The organism is Sphaerospermopsis torques-reginae ITEP-024 (genome assembly GCF_019598945.1).
Taxonomy (GTDB): Bacteria; Cyanobacteriota; Cyanobacteriia; order Cyanobacteriales; family Nostocaceae; genus Sphaerospermopsis.
Genome location: NZ_CP080598.1, coordinates 2,989,708 through 3,008,354, shown reverse-complemented (window position 1 = coordinate 3,008,354; position 18,647 = coordinate 2,989,708). Strand labels below are relative to the sequence as shown.

At 39.7% G+C, this 18,647-nt stretch carries 16 protein-coding genes and 1 tRNA gene; 3 read left to right on the top strand and 14 right to left on the bottom strand.

What is annotated here, in order from left to right:
* Positions 1-2: 2 nt before the first annotated feature.
* Entirely contained in the window at positions 3-3,026 is a 3,024-nt protein-coding gene (sbcC, locus tag K2F26_RS14005) for an exonuclease subunit SbcC (RefSeq protein WP_220608322.1), read from the bottom strand.
* Positions 3,027-3,429: 403 nt separating this feature from the next.
* Between sbcC and K2F26_RS14000 the strand changes: the two genes are divergently transcribed.
* Positions 3,430-4,158: a hypothetical protein gene (locus tag K2F26_RS14000; protein ID WP_220608321.1), complete on the top strand. Its 729-nt coding sequence runs from the start codon at positions 3,430-3,432 to the stop codon at positions 4,156-4,158.
* 172 nt (positions 4,159-4,330) lie between these two features.
* Here the strand turns inward: K2F26_RS14000 and K2F26_RS13995 are convergent, their stop codons facing one another.
* Entirely contained in the window at positions 4,331-5,602 is a 1,272-nt protein-coding gene (locus tag K2F26_RS13995) for an ABC transporter substrate-binding protein (RefSeq protein ID WP_220608320.1), read from the bottom strand.
* 357 nt (positions 5,603-5,959) lie between these two features.
* On the opposite strand from K2F26_RS13995, the gene K2F26_RS13990 reads away from it, so the two are divergent.
* A complete protein-coding gene (locus tag K2F26_RS13990; RefSeq protein ID WP_220608319.1) occupies positions 5,960-6,418 on the top strand; it encodes an integrase in 459 nt (152 codons plus the stop codon).
* A 93-nt stretch (positions 6,419-6,511) separates the two neighbouring features.
* Here the strand turns inward: K2F26_RS13990 and K2F26_RS13985 are convergent.
* From K2F26_RS13985 to pds, 3 genes are all read right to left on the bottom strand, one after another.
* A tRNA-Ser gene (locus K2F26_RS13985) sits at positions 6,512-6,598 on the bottom strand.
* Positions 6,599-7,028: 430 nt separating this feature from the next.
* Complete coding sequence (gene crtB / locus K2F26_RS13980) at positions 7,029-7,961, bottom strand: 15-cis-phytoene synthase CrtB (protein WP_220608318.1); 933 nt, start codon at positions 7,959-7,961, stop codon at positions 7,029-7,031.
* On the bottom strand, positions 7,945-9,384 hold the full coding sequence (gene pds / locus K2F26_RS13975; protein WP_220608317.1) for a 15-cis-phytoene desaturase: 1,440 nt from the start codon (positions 9,382-9,384) through the stop codon (positions 7,945-7,947). The genes crtB and pds overlap by 17 nt, the downstream gene beginning before the upstream one ends.
* 218 nt (positions 9,385-9,602) lie before the next feature.
* Here pds and nagZ point away from each other — a divergent pair, with 218 nt between their 5' ends.
* Positions 9,603-10,682 carry a beta-N-acetylhexosaminidase gene (gene nagZ / locus K2F26_RS13970; protein WP_220608316.1) on the top strand — a complete coding sequence of 360 codons (1,080 nt, stop codon included), beginning with the start codon at positions 9,603-9,605 and terminating at the stop codon, positions 10,680-10,682.
* 280 nt (positions 10,683-10,962) lie between these two features.
* Here the strand turns inward: nagZ and K2F26_RS13965 are convergent, their stop codons facing one another.
* From K2F26_RS13965 to K2F26_RS13925, 9 genes are all read right to left on the bottom strand, one after another.
* The gene (locus tag K2F26_RS13965) at positions 10,963-11,172 is read right to left on the bottom strand and encodes a hypothetical protein (RefSeq protein ID WP_220612018.1); all 210 of its coding nucleotides are present in this window, start codon (positions 11,170-11,172) and stop codon (positions 10,963-10,965) included.
* Positions 11,173-11,365: 193 nt separating this feature from the next.
* Positions 11,366-12,973 (bottom strand): IS1634 family transposase, encoded by a 1,608-nt coding sequence (locus K2F26_RS13960; RefSeq protein ID WP_220608157.1) that lies wholly within the window; start codon positions 12,971-12,973, stop codon positions 11,366-11,368.
* A gap of 141 nt (positions 12,974-13,114) precedes the next feature.
* Complete coding sequence (locus K2F26_RS13955; protein WP_220608315.1) at positions 13,115-13,333, bottom strand: hypothetical protein; 219 nt, start codon at positions 13,331-13,333, stop codon at positions 13,115-13,117.
* A 1-nt stretch (position 13,334) separates the two neighbouring features.
* A complete protein-coding gene (locus K2F26_RS13950; protein WP_220608314.1) occupies positions 13,335-13,814 on the bottom strand; it encodes a hypothetical protein in 480 nt (159 codons plus the stop codon).
* Positions 13,815-13,816: 2 nt separating this feature from the next.
* Positions 13,817-14,035, bottom strand: a complete 219-nt coding sequence (locus tag K2F26_RS13945) for a hypothetical protein (protein WP_220608313.1) — start codon at positions 14,033-14,035, stop codon at positions 13,817-13,819.
* Positions 14,035-14,616: a hypothetical protein gene (locus tag K2F26_RS13940; protein WP_220608312.1), complete on the bottom strand. Its 582-nt coding sequence runs from the start codon at positions 14,614-14,616 to the stop codon at positions 14,035-14,037. The genes K2F26_RS13945 and K2F26_RS13940 overlap by 1 nt, the downstream gene beginning before the upstream one ends.
* Positions 14,617-14,710: 94 nt before the next feature.
* Positions 14,711-15,532: a hypothetical protein gene (locus tag K2F26_RS13935; RefSeq protein WP_220608311.1), complete on the bottom strand. Its 822-nt coding sequence runs from the start codon at positions 15,530-15,532 to the stop codon at positions 14,711-14,713.
* Positions 15,532-17,751: a hypothetical protein gene (locus K2F26_RS13930; RefSeq protein WP_220608310.1), complete on the bottom strand. Its 2,220-nt coding sequence runs from the start codon at positions 17,749-17,751 to the stop codon at positions 15,532-15,534. The genes K2F26_RS13935 and K2F26_RS13930 overlap by 1 nt, the downstream gene beginning before the upstream one ends.
* A gap of 519 nt (positions 17,752-18,270) precedes the next feature.
* The gene (locus K2F26_RS13925) at positions 18,271-18,627 is read right to left on the bottom strand and encodes a hypothetical protein (protein WP_220608309.1); all 357 of its coding nucleotides are present in this window, start codon (positions 18,625-18,627) and stop codon (positions 18,271-18,273) included.
* Between the last annotated feature and the right edge of the window lie 20 nt (positions 18,628-18,647).

Here is an 18,647-nt window from a genome sequence, read left to right as displayed (position 1 = left end):
GATTAAATTGACAATGATAAATGTGAACCTTGCTGATTTTTATTTACTTCAATCCGGGCTTGAAATGCTTCTTTGAGATGAGGAATGTGTGTAACAGTGAGAATACAAGCAAAATCAGCAGCGATCGCATTTATGGCCGCAATCAGGCGATCGCACCCTTCTGTATCCTGTGTACCAAATCCTTCATCTATAATCAACAACTGCAACGCTGCACCCGCACGCTGGGCTAATAGTTTTGCTAATGCTAAACGAATCGCAAAATTAATCCTAAACGCTTCTCCACCCGAATACGTTTCATAAGCTCGTGTACCCCTTGCATCAGCAATTAAAATATCTAAGGTATCTATCAACTTGGCATTTTTCCGCGTTGACTTACCACTTCTTCCCGCTTTTTGAGTAACAAATTGTACGTGCAATTGATTGGCACTCAACCGCGACAGGAGCAGATTTGTCTCAGCTTCTAGTTGGGGTAACACATTTTCAATCATCAAAGCTTGGATACCATTTTTACCAAAAGCTTGCGCTAATTCCTGATAAACTCGCTGTTGCTGTTTACAGTATTTTAATTGTTCTTGTTCTTGCTCATATTGATTTTGCAGCAGTTCTAACTGATGTATCTGTTGTTCTAAACGCCCCAAATACGCAATTTTTTCATCCATTTCTCGGCGAAAAATGGCTATTTTCTGCTCTAACTCCTGAATTTGCTCAACAGGATTCGCACTAACTTTTAATTGCTCTACAATACTATTTATTTCAATCGCAAGTTTTTGTTGATCTGCTGACCTGCTCTTATAAGCAGTTGTTAAATCCTCCAATCTTTTCTGAAGTTGGGGATATTGCTGTTGAGCAGATAATAACTGCTGATAGGGTAACTGCCAACATTGAAACTCCTTAACACCTTTACGAATATTACTATGTTGCTCAGAACTGTAAGCAATTTCTGTAATTTGGGTTTCTAGTGCTAATATTCCTCTTGCTATCTCTGAATTTGTTTGTTCTGATGCTATTTGCGCCTTCAATTCCTCAATCATAGCTTGTAGCTCTGGTTTTCTCGCTGCTATTTGAGCTTGTTTTTTCTTGGCATCTTTAATCTGGACTTGTTTAATTTCTGCCCATCGTAAGTTTTCTACTACACTTCTAGCTAAAGCATGATCTTGTTCATTGTAATTCAGTGGTTTGATATATTCATCTAACTCTTGAATTTCTGCTTGTTTATCAGGTGCATAATCACCTTCTAAAGCAATCTGTAACTTTTCTTTCTCTGTTAAAACTTGTTGTAGTTGCGTTTGCAGTTCAGCCGACGCTTGTAACTGGGCTGCTAATTTCCCCTTTTTTTCCCTTAAAGCGTCATAATTTGCTACTTGCTGCGATATTTCTCGATATTCCTGCCTTAATACCTGAATTTCTCGGTCAGAAACTGCCATCTGTTCCCGCAGTACCCAAAATTGTCCTTGAGTATCTTCATATTCTATTTGGGTTTTTTGTATTACTCGATGCCAGTGATTTTCATCCAAAGGATGTTCACACAAGGGACACAAAGCATTAGGATTTTGGAGAAGTTGTATTTTTTGTTCTAAGTCTCCTAGTAATTTTTCGTAGTCTTTTTGATGAGCTTGTAAACGTTCTATAAAATGGCGACGTTCATGTCCTTTGTCCTGTACCCTTTGCAAATAAACTCGCTTCTTTTCCAACTCTTCAATTTGCAAATCTACTTCTATCACATCTTGTTGTAACTGGGATTGTTTGCGAATTTGAAATTCAATTTGTTTTTCTCTCTCTTGTAACTGTTCTAAACTTGCTAATAATCTACTATGGATACGTTCTAATTCAGTTTGTAAATTTGCTCTTTGTTCTAATAAAGGTTTGACTTGTATTTGCAAATTTTCTAAAGAGTTAAGATGATCACGTGCAGCAGATAATTGAGATAAAGCTGTTTCAATTTCTCCAGATTTTTTCAAAATTGGTTTAATTTCTTGTTGTTCTTTTTCTAAATTATTTAATTCAGCTTCTGCTGCTTGTATTTTGCGTTCAATAGATTGAATTTGTTTATCCAGTTGCTGTTGTTGTTGTTGTTTTAAAGTAATAGCGCGGGTATGTTGTTCAAACTTAATAGCAAAAACTTCTTCTTGAGATTGCAAAGTTTGAAATTGAGAGTATCCAGCTTGAATTTGGTCGGATTGATGTAAAATAGATTCTAAAGCTGCCAATTGGGATTTGACAGCTAACTTGTCTTGATTTAGGCGATCGCAATCTTCACTAAGATTTTGATATTGCTGTCTGACAAAACTCAGTTTTTCCTCTAAATTTTGGCGTTGACTTTGAATAACTTTCAAACTTTGTAATTGAATATTATCAGCAGCTTGCTGTTGTTGCAGATGATTGAGTTGAACTTCTAAATCTGCTTTTTCTGCTGTAGTTGGTTCCCGTTGTTGAAGTTGAGATTTAATATTATCCAAAGAACGTTCTAACTCTTCCGCCCGTCCTTTATACTGTTTAGAATTATCCTTAGCCTTTTCTTCCAACTGATCATATTGATTAAGTTTTAATAACTCTGCTAAAATTTCCTTCCGTTCCGTGGGACGCTTGAGCATAAACTCATCCGCCCGACCTTGGCGCAAATAAGCAGAATTAATAAAAGTCTCATAATCAAGCTTGATATGTTGTAAAATCACATCTTGGGTTGCTCGCATCCCCTTACCAGTCAGAGGCCGAAAACCAGCCGGAGTTTCAATTTGAAATTCCAAAACGCTAGTTGCACCCCGGACACGGGTACGAATCACCCGATATTTTTGTAAATTATTGTAGAAAGTAAAATCAACTCTGACCTCTGTTGCGCCAGAATAGATCACATCATCTTCAACAGTGGCACGGCTTTCACCCCAAATAGCCCAAGTAATAGCTTCCAGCAGAGAAGATTTACCCGCACCATTAGAACCACAAATACAAGCCGTATGCAAACCGCCAAAATCTAAAATTGCATCACGGTAACTCAGGAAGTTTTTTAGGATCAGTTGAACTGGAATCATTGAGGCTATAGTGCCATATCTACAATTTCTATTATTAACAGTACAGATGCACTTTGTGTTAGTTTAACCATATAGATATTAGCTTTCTACTCTGGAAAACATCTGATTACAAAAATTTACAACTAACTAGGGAATCGGCAATAGGAAATCGGGAATAGGGAAAAGCCACCCCTCTTGATAACTTTTGTAACTTGTACATCAGTGCTATAAATCATCTATCAGATTCAGGATTCACCATATTCATAATCTATCCTGAGATTCTAATTGCTTATGTCAAATTAAAGATGTAAAAAATGTTTTTTTGGTTTTAAATGTTGAATATTGCTCAAATTTGTTACATTAAACCCACAGCAACAAAATATCTGTTGTCATCATAATTCATGTAGGAGTGAATGTGAATACTATGTTTCTACGTAAACATTTTGTTTGTGTGCCAAGTCTAGCCGCCCTGACAATTTTAGGTAGCAGCGTTTGTGCAACTGCTCAGACAACCCAGCCTGATACCGCTATCATGTCTGAAGTACAGCAATTTCCCAATGTCGCTACTCTAAAAACGACTCATCGGACAATCATACCCGTTCCAGGGACAGTAGCTACCTCATCAACAATCTTGACTGCGGAAAATACAGAACCTACATCCCAACCATCTGCGGCTCAAGTCACACAGCCGAAAGAAATAGCACAAGCAGATATTGATCTAGGAAGACCTACCCGTGGTGGTAGTAGCTATGTTGGCGTTGCTGGCAATATCGGGTTAAGTGGCGGATCTTCAGCCTTGGGCGATGGTAATTTTACAGTCATCAGCAAAGTTGGTTTCACCAGGACTCTATCAGTTAGACCATCGGCCATTTTAGGGGATGATACTGTATTTCTCGTTCCCCTAACTTATGATTTTTCCTTCCAGCCCATAGGAGATCCATTTAGTGAACCTTTACCCATAGCTCCCTATGTGGGAGTTGGTGCAGCTATTAAAACTGGTAACAACTCGGAAACTGCTGTCATGGTGACAGGTGGTGTTGATATACCTCTAAATAATAGATTCACTGCCACAGCCGCTATCAATGCAGGATTTTTTAATCAAACTGATGTCGGTTTGTTAGTTGGTGTTGGGTACAACTTTGGTGGATTTTAGATAGGAGTTCAGGAGTTCAGGAGTTCAGGAGTTCAGGAGTTCAGAAGAATTGAAGAATAAAGAACTAATATAATTTTTCTCCCCCTGCCTCCCCTGCCTCCCCTGCTTCCCCTGCCCCCTGCACCCTTCCACCACCGCGGCCCCTATACACATGTCCCACCCCACTTTGACTTTACAAGCGGCCATCTCCTACGGTCCAAACATCATAGACACCAACTACATCACCGTTAGCATCAACATCTACATTACCGCTTGCGCCTTGGTAGTTGATTTTTTGCCCTTCTTTCAGTAGCTTCAGTCCTTCACAGACATCACTAACTTCTGTTCCTTCACCAGCAGCAACTTCTCGAAGTTTACTAGCAATAGCGACACCTGTATTTTCTTTAGCTGCTTGGGCTGATAATACCAACAAAGCCGCAGCATCCCACGCTTGAGGTGCATATTCTCCTGGTGAACCGCCTTTTTTCTCTTGCCACAATTTCTTAAAGGCTGCTAATGCTTTACCATCAGAACCAGGAACAGTACCAATAGCCCCAGTTAACAGATATTTACCATCAGGACCTTTACCCACTTGTTCCGGGAAAGCATCTGATTTTACTCCGTCAGTGAGCATAATCTGTACTCCTTTAGCTACACCTTGCTGGTAAGCAGCTTTGAGGAATAAACTACCCGTTTCGGCATACATGACTGCTAATACCGCATCTGGTTTACCTGCAAAAGCAGCAGCAGCTTCAGTATCAAAGGTTTGGGCTTTGGGATCGTAACGAACTGGTTTATCTTTATTAACTACTGTTCCACCTAATTTTTCAAAAGTTTGCACAAATGCTTTTTCAAAACCTACACCATAGTCGTTGTTGATGACGACGGTAGAAACTCGTTTAAAACCTTTTTTCTTAGCCAGTTGGGCTAAAGCTAATGCTTGGTAAGTATCTGGGGGAGCAGTCCGCGCCCAAAATCCTTGAAAATCTCCTTTTTGCGCTTTTTCGGTAAATACGGGACTGGTGCTACCAGGGGAAATTAACATGACTTTATTGGGTACAGCAACGGAAACAGCAGCGGTAGAAACGCTACTAGCAAATGAACCCACGACACCAGCAACTTTATCTACTGTTGCGAGTTTGGTCATACCTGCTGCACCAGCTTTAGGATCTGTTTGATCGTCTACTTCTATTAATGTGACTGGTTCTCCGTTCACACCTCCGCAAGCGTTGACGGTTTCTACCAGTAGGGGAACTGAACCAACCATTTGTTGACCGATGGAAGCTAAGTCACCTGTTGTTGGTAATAAAGTTCCTATTTTTAAACCTTTAGCACTAGCACCTGTGGTAGTGGTGTTTGCTGGGGTATTTGTATTAGTTGTGGTGGTATTTTCACAAGCAGCCATGAACAAACTACTTGCTATAGTTACTAAACTCAAGGCTAGGGAAACACTCAATTTTGGCATATCTTCCTTTCACTCCTCTATGTTGAGGAGCTTGAAAATCAATTATTAAACTAACTGCTTAGTGTAGCTGGTTAATGACTCAAGCTCCAAATTGTAAATAATAACATTAACATTTGGAGTTAAAGGAATAAGTCTATCAACAGAGTACCCTCTGTTGACCAAACCAGTAATTAAGATTATAATTTATAATTTATAATTTATTGTATATCTCACAAACTTTCTAACTAAATATTTTTGATGAAAATTGGTGATTGGTGATTGGTGAAATATTTGACTTATGGTTTAAGACCTTCGGAGATGTTTCAGTTAACTGATGATTGTTTAAAACGGTTTGTTGAGTCATCAAATAAAAGATACGTGCTATATATTCCAGATGACACAAAAACAGGTGAAAGAGAAGTTTACCCATTATATCCACAATGGGTGGAAAGATTTGATTTATTAAATATTAGTCAATGTGAAAGTGAGGGTAGCTGTTTAGAATACAAAGTTAGTCAATTAAACAAATTATTTCATAAATATGGATTTAAGAACCCTGCCTATGATTTAAGGCATAGATACGCTATCAGATCATCAGAGTTAGGCGTTATAGTAGATATAGCTGCAAAGTGGATGGGACATAGTGTAGAGGAACATTGTAAAACTTATCAAAGATGGATGCAAAAAAGCACTCATGACAAAGCTTTCGACAAATTAATAAAAGCCGATGAAGAATTAACAGAACTCGAAAGATTAAAACTAGAAAATCAATGGTTAAAAGACGAAAACTCAAAGTTAAGAACAATGCTCATTCAACTAGGAGTAGAGTCTGATTAAGCTCAATGTATTCAACAAGTGAATAATCATCAAACCTACTGATTATTTATTGGGGTAGGTTTGCTCGATTTCTGTATACAAGAGCTTTAGTAACGGAGAGACAGGGATTTGAACCCTGGAAGGTTGTGACACCTTAACAGATTAGCAATCTGCCGCTTTCGACCACTCAGCCACCTCTCCAGAGGTAATACTATACTATGTTAGCAGAGAATTTTTGGTTCGTCAAGAGATATTTTGTGATTTGTCAGGGAAAAGGGGACTGGTGACTGGGGACTGGTGACTGGGGACTGGTGACTGGGCATTGGGTTATTAATCTCCCCTTGCCTCCCCTGCTTCCCCCTCACAAGGGTAGGTATTTTACATTGTCGTGAGGGCAAGACTTGGAGGACAAGGAAGGACAGTGGACAAGGGCGGAAATACGTACAAATAATGTACAATTGGTCACAAAAACCGACGCTCAACAGACCATTTTTTGTATAAAATCTTCCTTGTCTACGTTCCCTCCTTGTCTTCCTTGTCCTGCCTTAACAGATAATATTAAAAACCTACCCCTGTGAGCCTGCTTCCCCTGCTTCCCCTGCCTCCCCTGCTCCCTGCCCCCTGCCTCCTTCTATAGCACTTGCGATCGCATCCAAGCCACTGGTAAGGTACGTAATTTTTGCCACTGGGGAACATAAGCACGTTGACTGAAAACTTCATAATCATTGCGCTCAATTACATCTAAAATCTGTCCATAGAGCATAGATGCTGCCCACACTGGCCAACGGGCATCCGGGTCAAGATAAGTAATTCCCTTATCGGCTTTAGTATAAAATTCCCTAGCTCGTTCAATTTGAAAACGCATTAGGGAACGCCAACGGTCATCTAATACACCTTGGAAAAGTTCTTCTTCGCTATAGTTGAATTTAGCCAAGTCTTCTAGGGGAAGATAAATTCTGCCCCGACGTGCATCTTCGCCTACATCACGGAGAATGTTAGTTAGTTGGTTGGCGATACCCAGGGCGATCGCTTCATCTATGGGTAAGTAGGGTTTTTGATTCCGATGCCAAGGGGCGGTGTAGATGCTGGTATCTACACCCATAATTGTGGTTGACATTAAACCCACAGTGCCAGCAACGCGGTAGCAATAGAGATACAAATCCTCAAAGGTTTCATAGCGACTGCGGTATAAATCCATGCGCTGACCTGCAATCATATCCCGAAAGGGTTGAATATCCAAAGGGAAATGTTGCAGGGTATCTACTAAAGCGACATCGTAATTGTCTAATGGGTGTCCAGCAAAAATTGAGTCCAACTGCTTTTCCCATAGTTCTAGGGTTTCTGGGGTGGTTCTAGCAGCAGCAGGACCATCTACTAATTCATCTGTACGGCGACACCAAGCGTATATTGCCCAAACAGATTGACGCTTTGCCGGACTCATCAGCAATGTACCCAGGTAAAAGGTTTTGGCGTACTTGGCTGTGAGTTCTTGGCAAAGTTTGTAGGACTCGTCTACAGAGACCAGCGTTTTCATGCGCGGGGGGGATTCAGGCAGTTGCAGCATTCGTTGCGGGCGGTCGAGTTAGCGTTTGCAGGTTGGAAGTATTGGCTACCGATGGCGCTTGAGAGATCGCCTGTGCTGTTAGCTTACCAGAAAGCACTGCACCTTCCATACTGCCTAGATAGCGTTGCATGGTATAACTTCCGCTTAAAAAGAAGTTGGCTATAGGGGTTTTTTGGTCTGGGCGGTACTGTTGACGACCAGGGGTAGCTGTGTAAACTGAACGGGGCGTTTTGACGACATGAGATTTCAGCAGTTTTGCTGGGTTGTCTCCTGTAAAGTGGTCAGGAAAGAGTTTTTCCAACTCGTCCATAGTAGCGGAGATGATTTCTTCATCAGATTTGCTAATCCAGTCTTTGGCGGGTGCGAGAACTAATTCCAACATTGAACGATCCGGGTTAGCATATTCCCGACAGGTGTTACTCATATCAGCATAAACGCTGAGGAGGGGCGATCGCGAAAATAATAGATGATCAATATCTGTTAATTTCCGATCAAACCACAAATGCAGGTTAATTACTGGTACACCTTCTAAACCGTCTAGTTTTTGGAAAAATTCCATTTTTTTCCAAGGTTCTGGCAACATCACTTTTAATGGATCAACCGACATGGCTGAAACGTAAAAGTCTGCTGTCACTTCTTCATCTGGTTTTCCATCTAAACCCCGTAGCAAGAAACCTTTGACTGTACCATCGGCATTAAGTAAGATTTCTTTTAAAGGGGCATTGAGTCTGACTTCTCCACCCCGTTCGGTAATGTAATCTACGATGGGTTGGCAAAGTCTTTCTGTGGGTGAACCATCTAAAAAAGCAATTTTTGATCCGTACCGTTCTTGTAAAAACCGATTGAGGGCGGTTAATAAAATTGTAGAGGAAACTTCTTCGGGATTGATAAAGGTTAAGGCTTTAGAAGCAGCAATAAATACATCACTGGCGACTCTTTCACCTATACCTTGTCTTTTTAACCATTCAGCAAAGCTGTATTTGTCCATGTCCTCTACATACTGTTGACCCCGCACTATGGCAGGAAACAAACCAATGGCAAAACGGATCTTTTGTTCCCAGGTCAACATATCATTGTTCCGCATAATGGAAGCAATGATGTTAAATGGTGAGGGAATGTCAGGAACATCAAAACGGGAAAGTGTTCCAGGTTTATCTGGTTGGTTAAAAATCAGGGTATGCTGTTTCCACTGGAGTCGGTCTTCAATACCTAACTCTTTGAGTAGTTGCAGCATATTAGGGTATGCCCCAAAGAAGGCGTGTAAACCGGTTTCGTACCAGTCGCCATCTGAGTCTTTCCACGCTGCTACTAAACCACCGAGTACATCCCTCCGTTCTAAAACAATGGGAGTGTAACCCTCATCTACTAGATATTTAGCGCAGGAAAGTCCTGCTAAACCAGCGCCGGCAATAGCTACTCGCATTTAAACCTACTGTTTTCAATATTTCTTAATAGTTTTGTCGTTTTCATTATACTTTGCATTCTGTTACATTTGGCATGGCTTTGAGAAATTGGGGATTGGGGATTGGGGATTGGTGATTGGGGACTGGGGACTGGAGAGAAATATTTACCTTCTGACTCCTGAACTCCTGAACTCCTGAACTCCTGACTCCTGACTCCTGACTCCTTGATATTCTGAATATGAAAGATTTACAAAAATTCGGTAATCATTTAATTTTCGGTGTTTCTGGTACAGATCTTAGTGATGATGATAAGCGGGCGTTGAGTGAGTTAAAACCCGTGGGGGTGATTTTTTTCACTAAAAACTTTCTTGATGGTGTTCCTTATCCAGTTTGGTTAAAAGGCTTTGAAAATTTACTTAAACAAATTAGAGAATATACTGAACGAGAAACGCTGTTAACCAGTATAGATCATGAGGGTGGAAGGGTTGTCAGAACGCCATTTCCCATTACTCGCTTTCCTTGTGCTTATTTGGTGCGCTCACAAGCTTATGAAGTAGCAAAAGCCACGGCGTTAGAATTAAAATCACTGGGAATTAATCTTTCTTTTTCTCCTGTCGCTGATATTTTTTCTAACCCCCAAAACCCTATTATTGGACCTCGTGCTTTTGGGATCACTCCCAAAACTGCTAGTCAAGGTGCGCGGGAATATTATCAAGGACTCAGGGAAGAGGGTATTCTTGGTTGTGCTAAACACTTTCCTGGACATGGAGATACTAGCACAGATTCTCATTTAGAGTTGCCAATATTAAATTTAAGTTTAGAAGATTTACGAAACCGAGAATTAATTCCTTTTCAAACTTTAATTCAGGAACAAATACCGCTAATAATGACAGCACATATTTTGTTCCCGCAAATTGATCCAGAAGTTCCAGCGACATTATCTAAAACAATTTTAAATCAGATTTTACGCCAAGAATTAAATTTTCAAGGTGTGATTGTTTCCGATGATTTAGATATGAAAGCTGTTGCGGATATGTTCATGCGTCCGGGAACAGTTGCACGAGCTTTTAATGCTGGCTGTGATTTATTTATAGTATCACGAAATATCAATTCTTCATCTTTGGAAAGAACTTATAAAATAGCCGAAGATTTTGCGAATTGTTTGAGTAATGGTAGTTTAAATGAAGAGATAGTAGAAACGGCTAAAGAGAGAGTGGAAAATTTATTAAAAATAACCCCTCAATATCCAGTTTATCAACTGGAAAAAGAGGTTTTAGTTAATCATGCAGAGTTAGCTATTGATTGCTGTTTTGAGTAGATATATCCCCCTAAATCTCCCTTAATAAGCAGGACTTTGACTCTATTTCCCCCCTTTTTAAAGCTAGAACACCGATTCATTAATCGTAAGGGCGAAGCATTCGGGTGATAACCTATCGCTGAAACCATTGATATTCCCTCCGAATGCTTCGCCCCTACAAGTTCAAGGGGGGATCTTTTTTTGTGGTTGAGTTACTTATTAAATTGAATTGGATTAAAAGCGGGATTTATTCTTAGTAGTTGAATCTTAGTGGAAGAAGCCTATAAATAAATCAGTTTTCCTAGTCTTCCCAACCTTGGTATTGAGCTAACATTGCTTCTTTATCTGTGATGTTACCAATTTCTGGGGGACTTAAATAAGCAATACCTAAAGCTTGTAGATATCTGCTGTAATTGAACTTACTTTTATCCTCTTTACCACCTTGTTCACCTTGTCCACCTTGTCCACCGTTAATATTAGCACCCACATTCCGCACTTCAAAAAGTAGCATAAACAAACTACATTGACGGTAAATTAAAACTTATGGTTTGAACAATTACGTATCAATGTAAAACAAAATTATGGACACACAAAGTTGAGCTTTAGAAGGTGTTTAAAAGCTATTGCAATAACAATATTTAATTCAAGGTGTGGAATCAGTTATCAAAAAGATAACCGATGAAATAGTAAAAATAGAGAGAAAACTAAGATAATAAATAATATTTTTGACAAGTAGTAGGTAGGAATTGCAAGATATGACAATGCGACTCCGTTAAATTAAGAATTCGTTGAAATCCTTGTGCCATCAAAAGATGAATACCTTGAAAGCACTGAAATATCCATCTTAATGTGGGAGATTCTGTAGGTTTATTCAGTTGGTTTTTAACTGTGGCTTTTTGTGCCTTCAATGACATTCTTAATTGTCTTTGTCCTAAATTATAAACCAAAAGACATAATGCCATTAACATCATCATTGTCTCTACTCTTTGGGGATTTTTCACAAACAGACTATCCGCGAAAAATAACGGGTCTTTGATAAATCTAAATCCTCTTTCTGTAGATTGTTGTTCTTTATATATTTTGAGGATTTCTTCTGACTCTAACTCCTGAGCATCCAAAATATTGGTGGCTAAAATAAATCTGCCACAAGAGTTTTGCTGTTGTGTAATTAACTCCTGATTTTCTCTTAATTTACATTTCACTCTATAAACTGCTGTTTTCCCTTGATTTAATGTCTCGGTAATTCGATAGTCTGATATTTGATGATATTTTAATTTAGCTGTTATTTCTTTGATTTTCAACTCGGCTAAAGATTTATCAGCAAATTCTTCCTGTTCTAATTTATCTACTTGTTTGTTAGCTTTTAATAACTCTTCTTGGATTTTTTTGTCTAGTTTATTTAAGTCTGCTTTTTTTCTCTCTACGCTTTCTACTAATAACCATCTTTGCTCTATTCCTCCATAAGATACTTTCTCTTCGATATAGCTATAACCTTTGATTTTACAGGCTTTCATTTCATTATTTATGGAGGCTTTCACTAAATTTTTTGCTTTTTTAATGGATAATGGTACTCGACTTATCCATTTCATGTTTGACATTAATTTTAAATTACTTTCGCTATATAATGCACTGTCAGCCACCATGATACTTTCAAAATCTATTTGTTTAGAATATTCTACTAAGATATGAGCAAATACTGCTTTATCTGATTCGTTTCCTGATGCCCCTCTAAAAAATAATGGTATATCCCCATCACTACTTACTATTAAATCTAATATACATTGTTTTAGGTCTGGGCGATGGTCACGAGAATATCCTTGTGTAATCATTATTGGATGTTCTCGATTTATTCCTAGTTCTTTCTCTAGATTATTTACGCAATTCTTATATTCCCCGTGTAAATGTAATGAGCTTGAGTCTAAATGGGAATATTTTGTGTCTATTCCATATTTCTTTACTACTTCTAAGGCAATGATTAAGAATAGTTTAGTTAATCCATATTTATAGAGTTTATCCATGACTCTACCTATTTTATCGTCGTTTAAATCTTCTGCTTTTATTCCTGTTCCTATTAGATGTTCTACGGCTTTGTCTTTAAAGAAATCTGGGAACAAATATAGTGGTCTTGATACAAAGCCTAGTCCATTGAGAATGATTGCTTTGACTACTTCTCCTGTGTTTACTTTCTCTCTGATATCTATTGAAAATATCTCGTTGATTTTTTCTACTATTCCTATTTCATCTATTATTCCTGCGATTATTCCTAAGTGATCTATGTTTTTACTCTCAATTTCTTCTGTTTGGTAATTCATATTATGAAGGCATTTTTAGGTACTTCAGTCTCATTCTCTCATTTTTTCCTGAATTTATTCTCAATGCCTTATGAGTTTCTCTTTAGTAGTCAAATGGGAATTAAAGTCTATATTTTTACTTTCTTGATTGCGTATTTATATTTAACACTCTATGCTGCTTATGATACTTGTATATGTACTACATTTTGAAGTGCGGAATGTGGGTTTGATAATTGATTCCAAGGCTAAAAAATTGGTTTTAGTTTTGGAGTCAATTTCTTCTTGTACTTGTATTTGAAAGTCTTTAAAGATTTTATAAAGGAAAGAGGCTAAGGCAAGTTCTATTCCTATAAATCCTATTAAAATTTCTATTTCTGTCATTTTAATATTGGTTATTCAATAACTGGTCAATCTTAAAGTTAAGATTCGCAAATTCTTGAGCTAAAGCGATATCACTAGTGGTGTCGTCCGGACCCGTGTATTGCCAACATTGCAAACTAACTGATTTAAACCAAGCTGGGAAATAAAATGATAAAGAATAATCGACACTGACTTTTGGGAAAAAAATTATAGTCAGCTTATTTACATACATAAACTCTGGACGGGAAGCTACGTCAGCACTTCCCCCCACTAACAACCCGCTTTTGAACTCTCTGACAGCCCGTCCTCCAAAAGTCCAGCGCCGACCGGACGGGACGGGCGTTGAGACATAAGCAGCAATGATAGAAGAGGATAGAATGAGAGGAGCAGTAGTTGGGGGGATTGGGATGTGAGAACTGTCGCCGCCTGTAGTCCCAGCCGTAGCTGAAAAACTATAAAACGAATCCCAATTCTGAGAGTTAAATTCAACTACGCGCCCCATATTCAAAATCCTATTAACCTTGCATTTTCATCATTGATGTTTAGAAAATCGTTAACATCAACTTGGGCAATCTCCAGACAATCAAGAAAGTCGGAGAAGGAGATTTCCCCAGTCATGAATTTCTCCCTGGCAAGCATAGCTATCTCCTCTCTTTCAATCAAATTCTTGATTTCATCTTCGCACGCCCCGGTAGGATGAATTTCTATTAAGAATAATTCCATCAGAATTTTTCGGGAGTAAAAGAGACGCTTCTTGTTGCTTGAGTTTCCACTAAGGCAATTATCGCGGATTTTTGTTCAAAATAAGATGCTTTTTGGGTGGTTCTCCCTAGTGGGAAAGTGTACGTCGCGCCCGCTTTAACTTTATATTTAAGCCCGGTAATTTTTGAATCTTTTGGTGCTGCGGAAGTGCCAGTGGTGTTCCGGACTGTGCAGCGTGCGGGCTTAAAGCCCGCCAACTCTATAGAAGTGTCGTTTTCTGCGGCTATCTTGGTAATACCAAGAGCCGCCTCCGTTAATCCCACTGTGGAATATTGCCCCGCAGACCGGTTGCTTAGCGTAACCCTCACTAGTACGGTACTTGCCGGCAAATATCCGAAAGGCTTAATTGTTACTAAATTCAATGTCCCCGGCAGGCTGTCTTGTGCGCGGGTGTATTGGATTATCACCTTTCCTGCTTTGTAGTCCTGATATTTTCTTAATGCAGTCCCGGCTGGTGCGTCTGGGATTTCTGCGTCAGGAGCGGCTTCTGGTGATCTGAGATATTTCAATGCAGCATCTAAATTATTAAATCTCTTAGACATAAATAATCTGTACCATGTACCTTTATGCCTATATAGTAATTTAAAAAAAACGGATATCTTTTCGTACCGATACTATAGTATTTGCAGAAAATTTCTAGACTGAAGTCAACTTCTCGATCACCTGTCTGAGTGCTACTTCAGGAGTCGCCACCAGGTTGATTACTTTTGTTCTACCGTGCAAATGTAATTGAGCGTATCTAAATCGGACATCTGCTGTTGGGCGCTGGACGGGCTTCGGCACAGATTGTCCGTAAATAGTATGGTTTCCAGGATTGTTTGGGTATGTTCTGGTGTTTTCTACATAATCAGAAAAATCGTCATTAAAACTATGTCCGCGAATAGACAAAACTGCGCGTGTGACTCGTTCCCCTTCCGCTTTTGACGGAACATACAGTTTGAACCTGTAGCCTTTTTCATCATCCCTGTAGTGGTAAACAAACTTACCTTTGTTCCAGACAAAAATGGGATTTCCAAATTCTCTCTTGATATCTTTTGCTAATACTTCGGCTTTTGCTCTTGAGTAAGTAGATGCTGATTCATCCATCAAGCGGAAGCTTATCTGTCCGACTACTGGGCGTAGCCTGTCGGCTATAAACGGGTATCTTTCTTGAAAATGTAAGTGTACCTGTGGTTTGAATTTTGTTTCCCCTTGAAATTCATGAACCGGTATTCCGTAAATAGGAGGGTGTAACGATTGAGCGTGACCCACGGTTACCTCAAAAAGCCACAGCCTTAGTTGGGTCATGGCAGTGGTGTCGTTATCTTTTATCAAACAAGCGTGCTTTAAGCCAGCTTTTGGAGTTGATATATCGTCATCAGCTTGGTTTTTGAAGTAGTTCTTCACAAGCTTGTTATGGTAGAGCCGAATTTTGTCTTGCAGGTGTTCCCATTCACTAAATCCTTCAGGTAGTGGCATCAGTCATCCGCCTCCAAGTCTTCATTAGATATCTCTGGCGATTTACTTTCTACTTTTATTTCGTCTTGAGATTCTTTTACCTTAGTAGCCTCTGGTAGCGGCGCTGCTGGTGGGATTTTAGAGGAGTCGTCTTGAGCTAAATTCTTGGAAAGTTCGGCTGAATTTTCAACTAGGTCATCTTTAGCGGACTTGACGTTTAACGGCTCCTGAGAAACCTGCTCTACTGTTGAAGCAGCATCTTCCAGTGATTGTAATTTTGTTAAAAGGGGATTTCCAAAGTTTGGGTTGGGATTCATCCACCCATAAGCTTTTTCTCCGACTGCACCCCAGATTTTTAGTGCATTCCCAATTTTTGCGTTTTGACCAGAAATAGTATTTACAGCGTTTACCATCGTGTCTCCCATTGACAAGAGGCTGTTCATCAAGTTCGCACCACTTTGGTAAATTCGGTTCGCCCGTGCAAATTCCTTCGTGAGAGTGGTGTAGTTGTTTTCCCCTATTATCCCTTTCAAAAAATTGGTAATCGAACTGCCGATGGCTCCTGACACGCTATAGGTTTTCCCTTCGCTATCTTTTAAATCAAACAAATCAACCACGTTTTGGATGGCTGAGATGAGTGTGACCCCGATATTGTTGCTTAACATCATGGCATTGTGTATTGTGGCTGCTGTTGTCAACAAATTCAATGCTTGCGTCGTCACAGACCACGAAGAAAATTTTGTCATCCATCCACCAAGTCCCCCCGCGATTTGCGCCCCTAACTTGTTGTTGATCACTTTTAGTAATGCTAGTTGTGCTGCATTTGCGCCCGTATTGAACAAGTCAGATATTTTTTTAAATAATCCGTCAGACGTTCTATTTGCAATATTTTGTATAGCATTATTTCCACAATTACCGGGCTGCAAAGTTTGACAAGTCCCAGCCGCCGCCGCCGACGTAGCAACGGATCGGAATGTGGGGGATGCTGATATAGCTAGAACCGTGGCTGCTGGTATTGCAGCCATACCAGCTAATTTTGTATCAATAACCGATAATTTAGCCATGACTGGAGATAAATCTACATTCATATTATTGATTATGTTGTTAGTTATATTGTTAGTTAAGTTGTTGGCTATATTGTTGGTTAAGTTGTTGACTATATTGTTAGTTAAATTGTTGGTTATATTGTTAGTTAAATTGTTGAGTCTAGTCAATATGTAGTCAACGGTATTCGTTAAACTCGCAACTCCATTGAGCGCGGTTGTCGCTACCCCTTTCGCCGTATTTGCTAATTCTCTGATTCCTGGTAATTCTTGAGCTATTGCCCCAATTTTTGATAATGCTAAATCAGCTTTACTATTAGCGGCATTACCAATATTAATGGCAGTATCAGCTTTACTATTAGCAGCATTACCAATATTAATGGCAGTATCAGCTTTACTATTAGCAGTATTACCAATATTAATAGCAGTATCAGCTTTACTATTAGCAGTATTACCAATATCAATAGCAGTATCAGCTTTACTATTAGCAGTATTACCAATATTAATAGCAGTATCAGCTTTACTATTAGCAGCATTACCAATATTAATAGCAGTATCAGCTTTACTATTAGCAGCATTACCAATATTAATAGCAGTATCAGCTTTACTATTAGCAGCATTACCAATATTAATAGCAGTATCAGCTTTAGAATTTGCTGATCTGGCTGCTATTAAGGCATCTTGAGCCTGAGATTTTATAGGAGGCAACAGCCCTAAAACCCTGCTTACATCATTGCTTAGAGCTGACAACCAATTCTCAACTGCGTCAATTCTCGCTCCTAACACTTGGAGGGTAGCGATCACCCCTAAGATTGCAGCTATTTGAGCCGCTATTCCTGCTAATTTGGCTAATGCAGAAGCCGCAGCAGAAGCCGCAGCAGAAGCCGCCCCTAGAGCATTGCCCGCTAACGCGGCTGCATCACCAGCTAAAGATATAGCTTTTGCTATTTGAGCCGATAATGGCGAAATCGCCAGCGCAACTGTAGTTCCGATGACGGGGACAATTAATGTCTCGGCCTGTTTAACTGACTCGGATATAATTCCTGGCTTCTCTGATTTAGGAATAAATTTATTTTCTAATTGATTAATTCTTTGATTCAAGGCATTAATTTGATTCTGTAATTCATTACAGCAATCGCATTTTCCAGCACAATTCAAGGCTTGCTGGAGATTTTGAATCGTGCCGGACGCGCTCATTTTTTATCCTCCTTTAACTGCAATTTTTATTTTTTAATTGACCCGCTAAGCCTTCTATTGTTGCCCATTCTGCATTGCTAATACATTTACCACCACATCCAGATCCACAATTTACTTCACAATCCGAAAGCGTGACATAAGTTCCGGGGGTGTTGTACGTCGTCTTGGGCGTGCAAACTCCGTTAATACAATCGTAGGTTGTTAGTGGAGGTGGTTCTGGGTTGTTTGGTGGTGGAGGACAGTCATCACAAATGCAGTCATCACAATTGCCGGTACTATGTCCTTTCTTAGATGTTATTTTCTCGACAGTCTCAATACCTCGATTCGCAAAGGGTGGTCCCCAGTAGATATATTGCGTCCCGTTTTGGATCTGGCCATCTATCACGAGATACGCGCCGTTGTACCCGTGTCCCGGTATGGGTTGGTAGGACGCGCTGTTGCCGCAGCCGTAGTGCTCGAAAGCGGGGTTAGCTGATGATTCTGATGGGCTGCTACCCCAAAAACGCCAACATTTTGTCATCAATAATTATTCGGGTTGATTGTTGTACCGTCGTCGATTCTTGCCAGGTTGACCACGAATGGCTGATCAATTCGATAATTATCATTGTCAGTCCCTCGCTGCTGAAAGCTTGTAAAACCATCAGCAATAAAAATTGATTGGTCAATATTGGCATCAAATTTAGTCTGTGTAAGGTAATTTTTCGCCTGAATTAGCAAGCTTACTAAATGCCCCTCAGCCGTAGCTGTAGCAGGGGCGGTTAGCCCCGTCGCTACAAAAACAGAATCAGGGATAAATAAGCCAGCACTAGGAGCGGCTGCGGCGTTAGCCAACCGAGTAGCGCCTGTGCCGAAAACTTGAGATATTGTTGGTTCCATTGCTAGTTATGGTATTAATT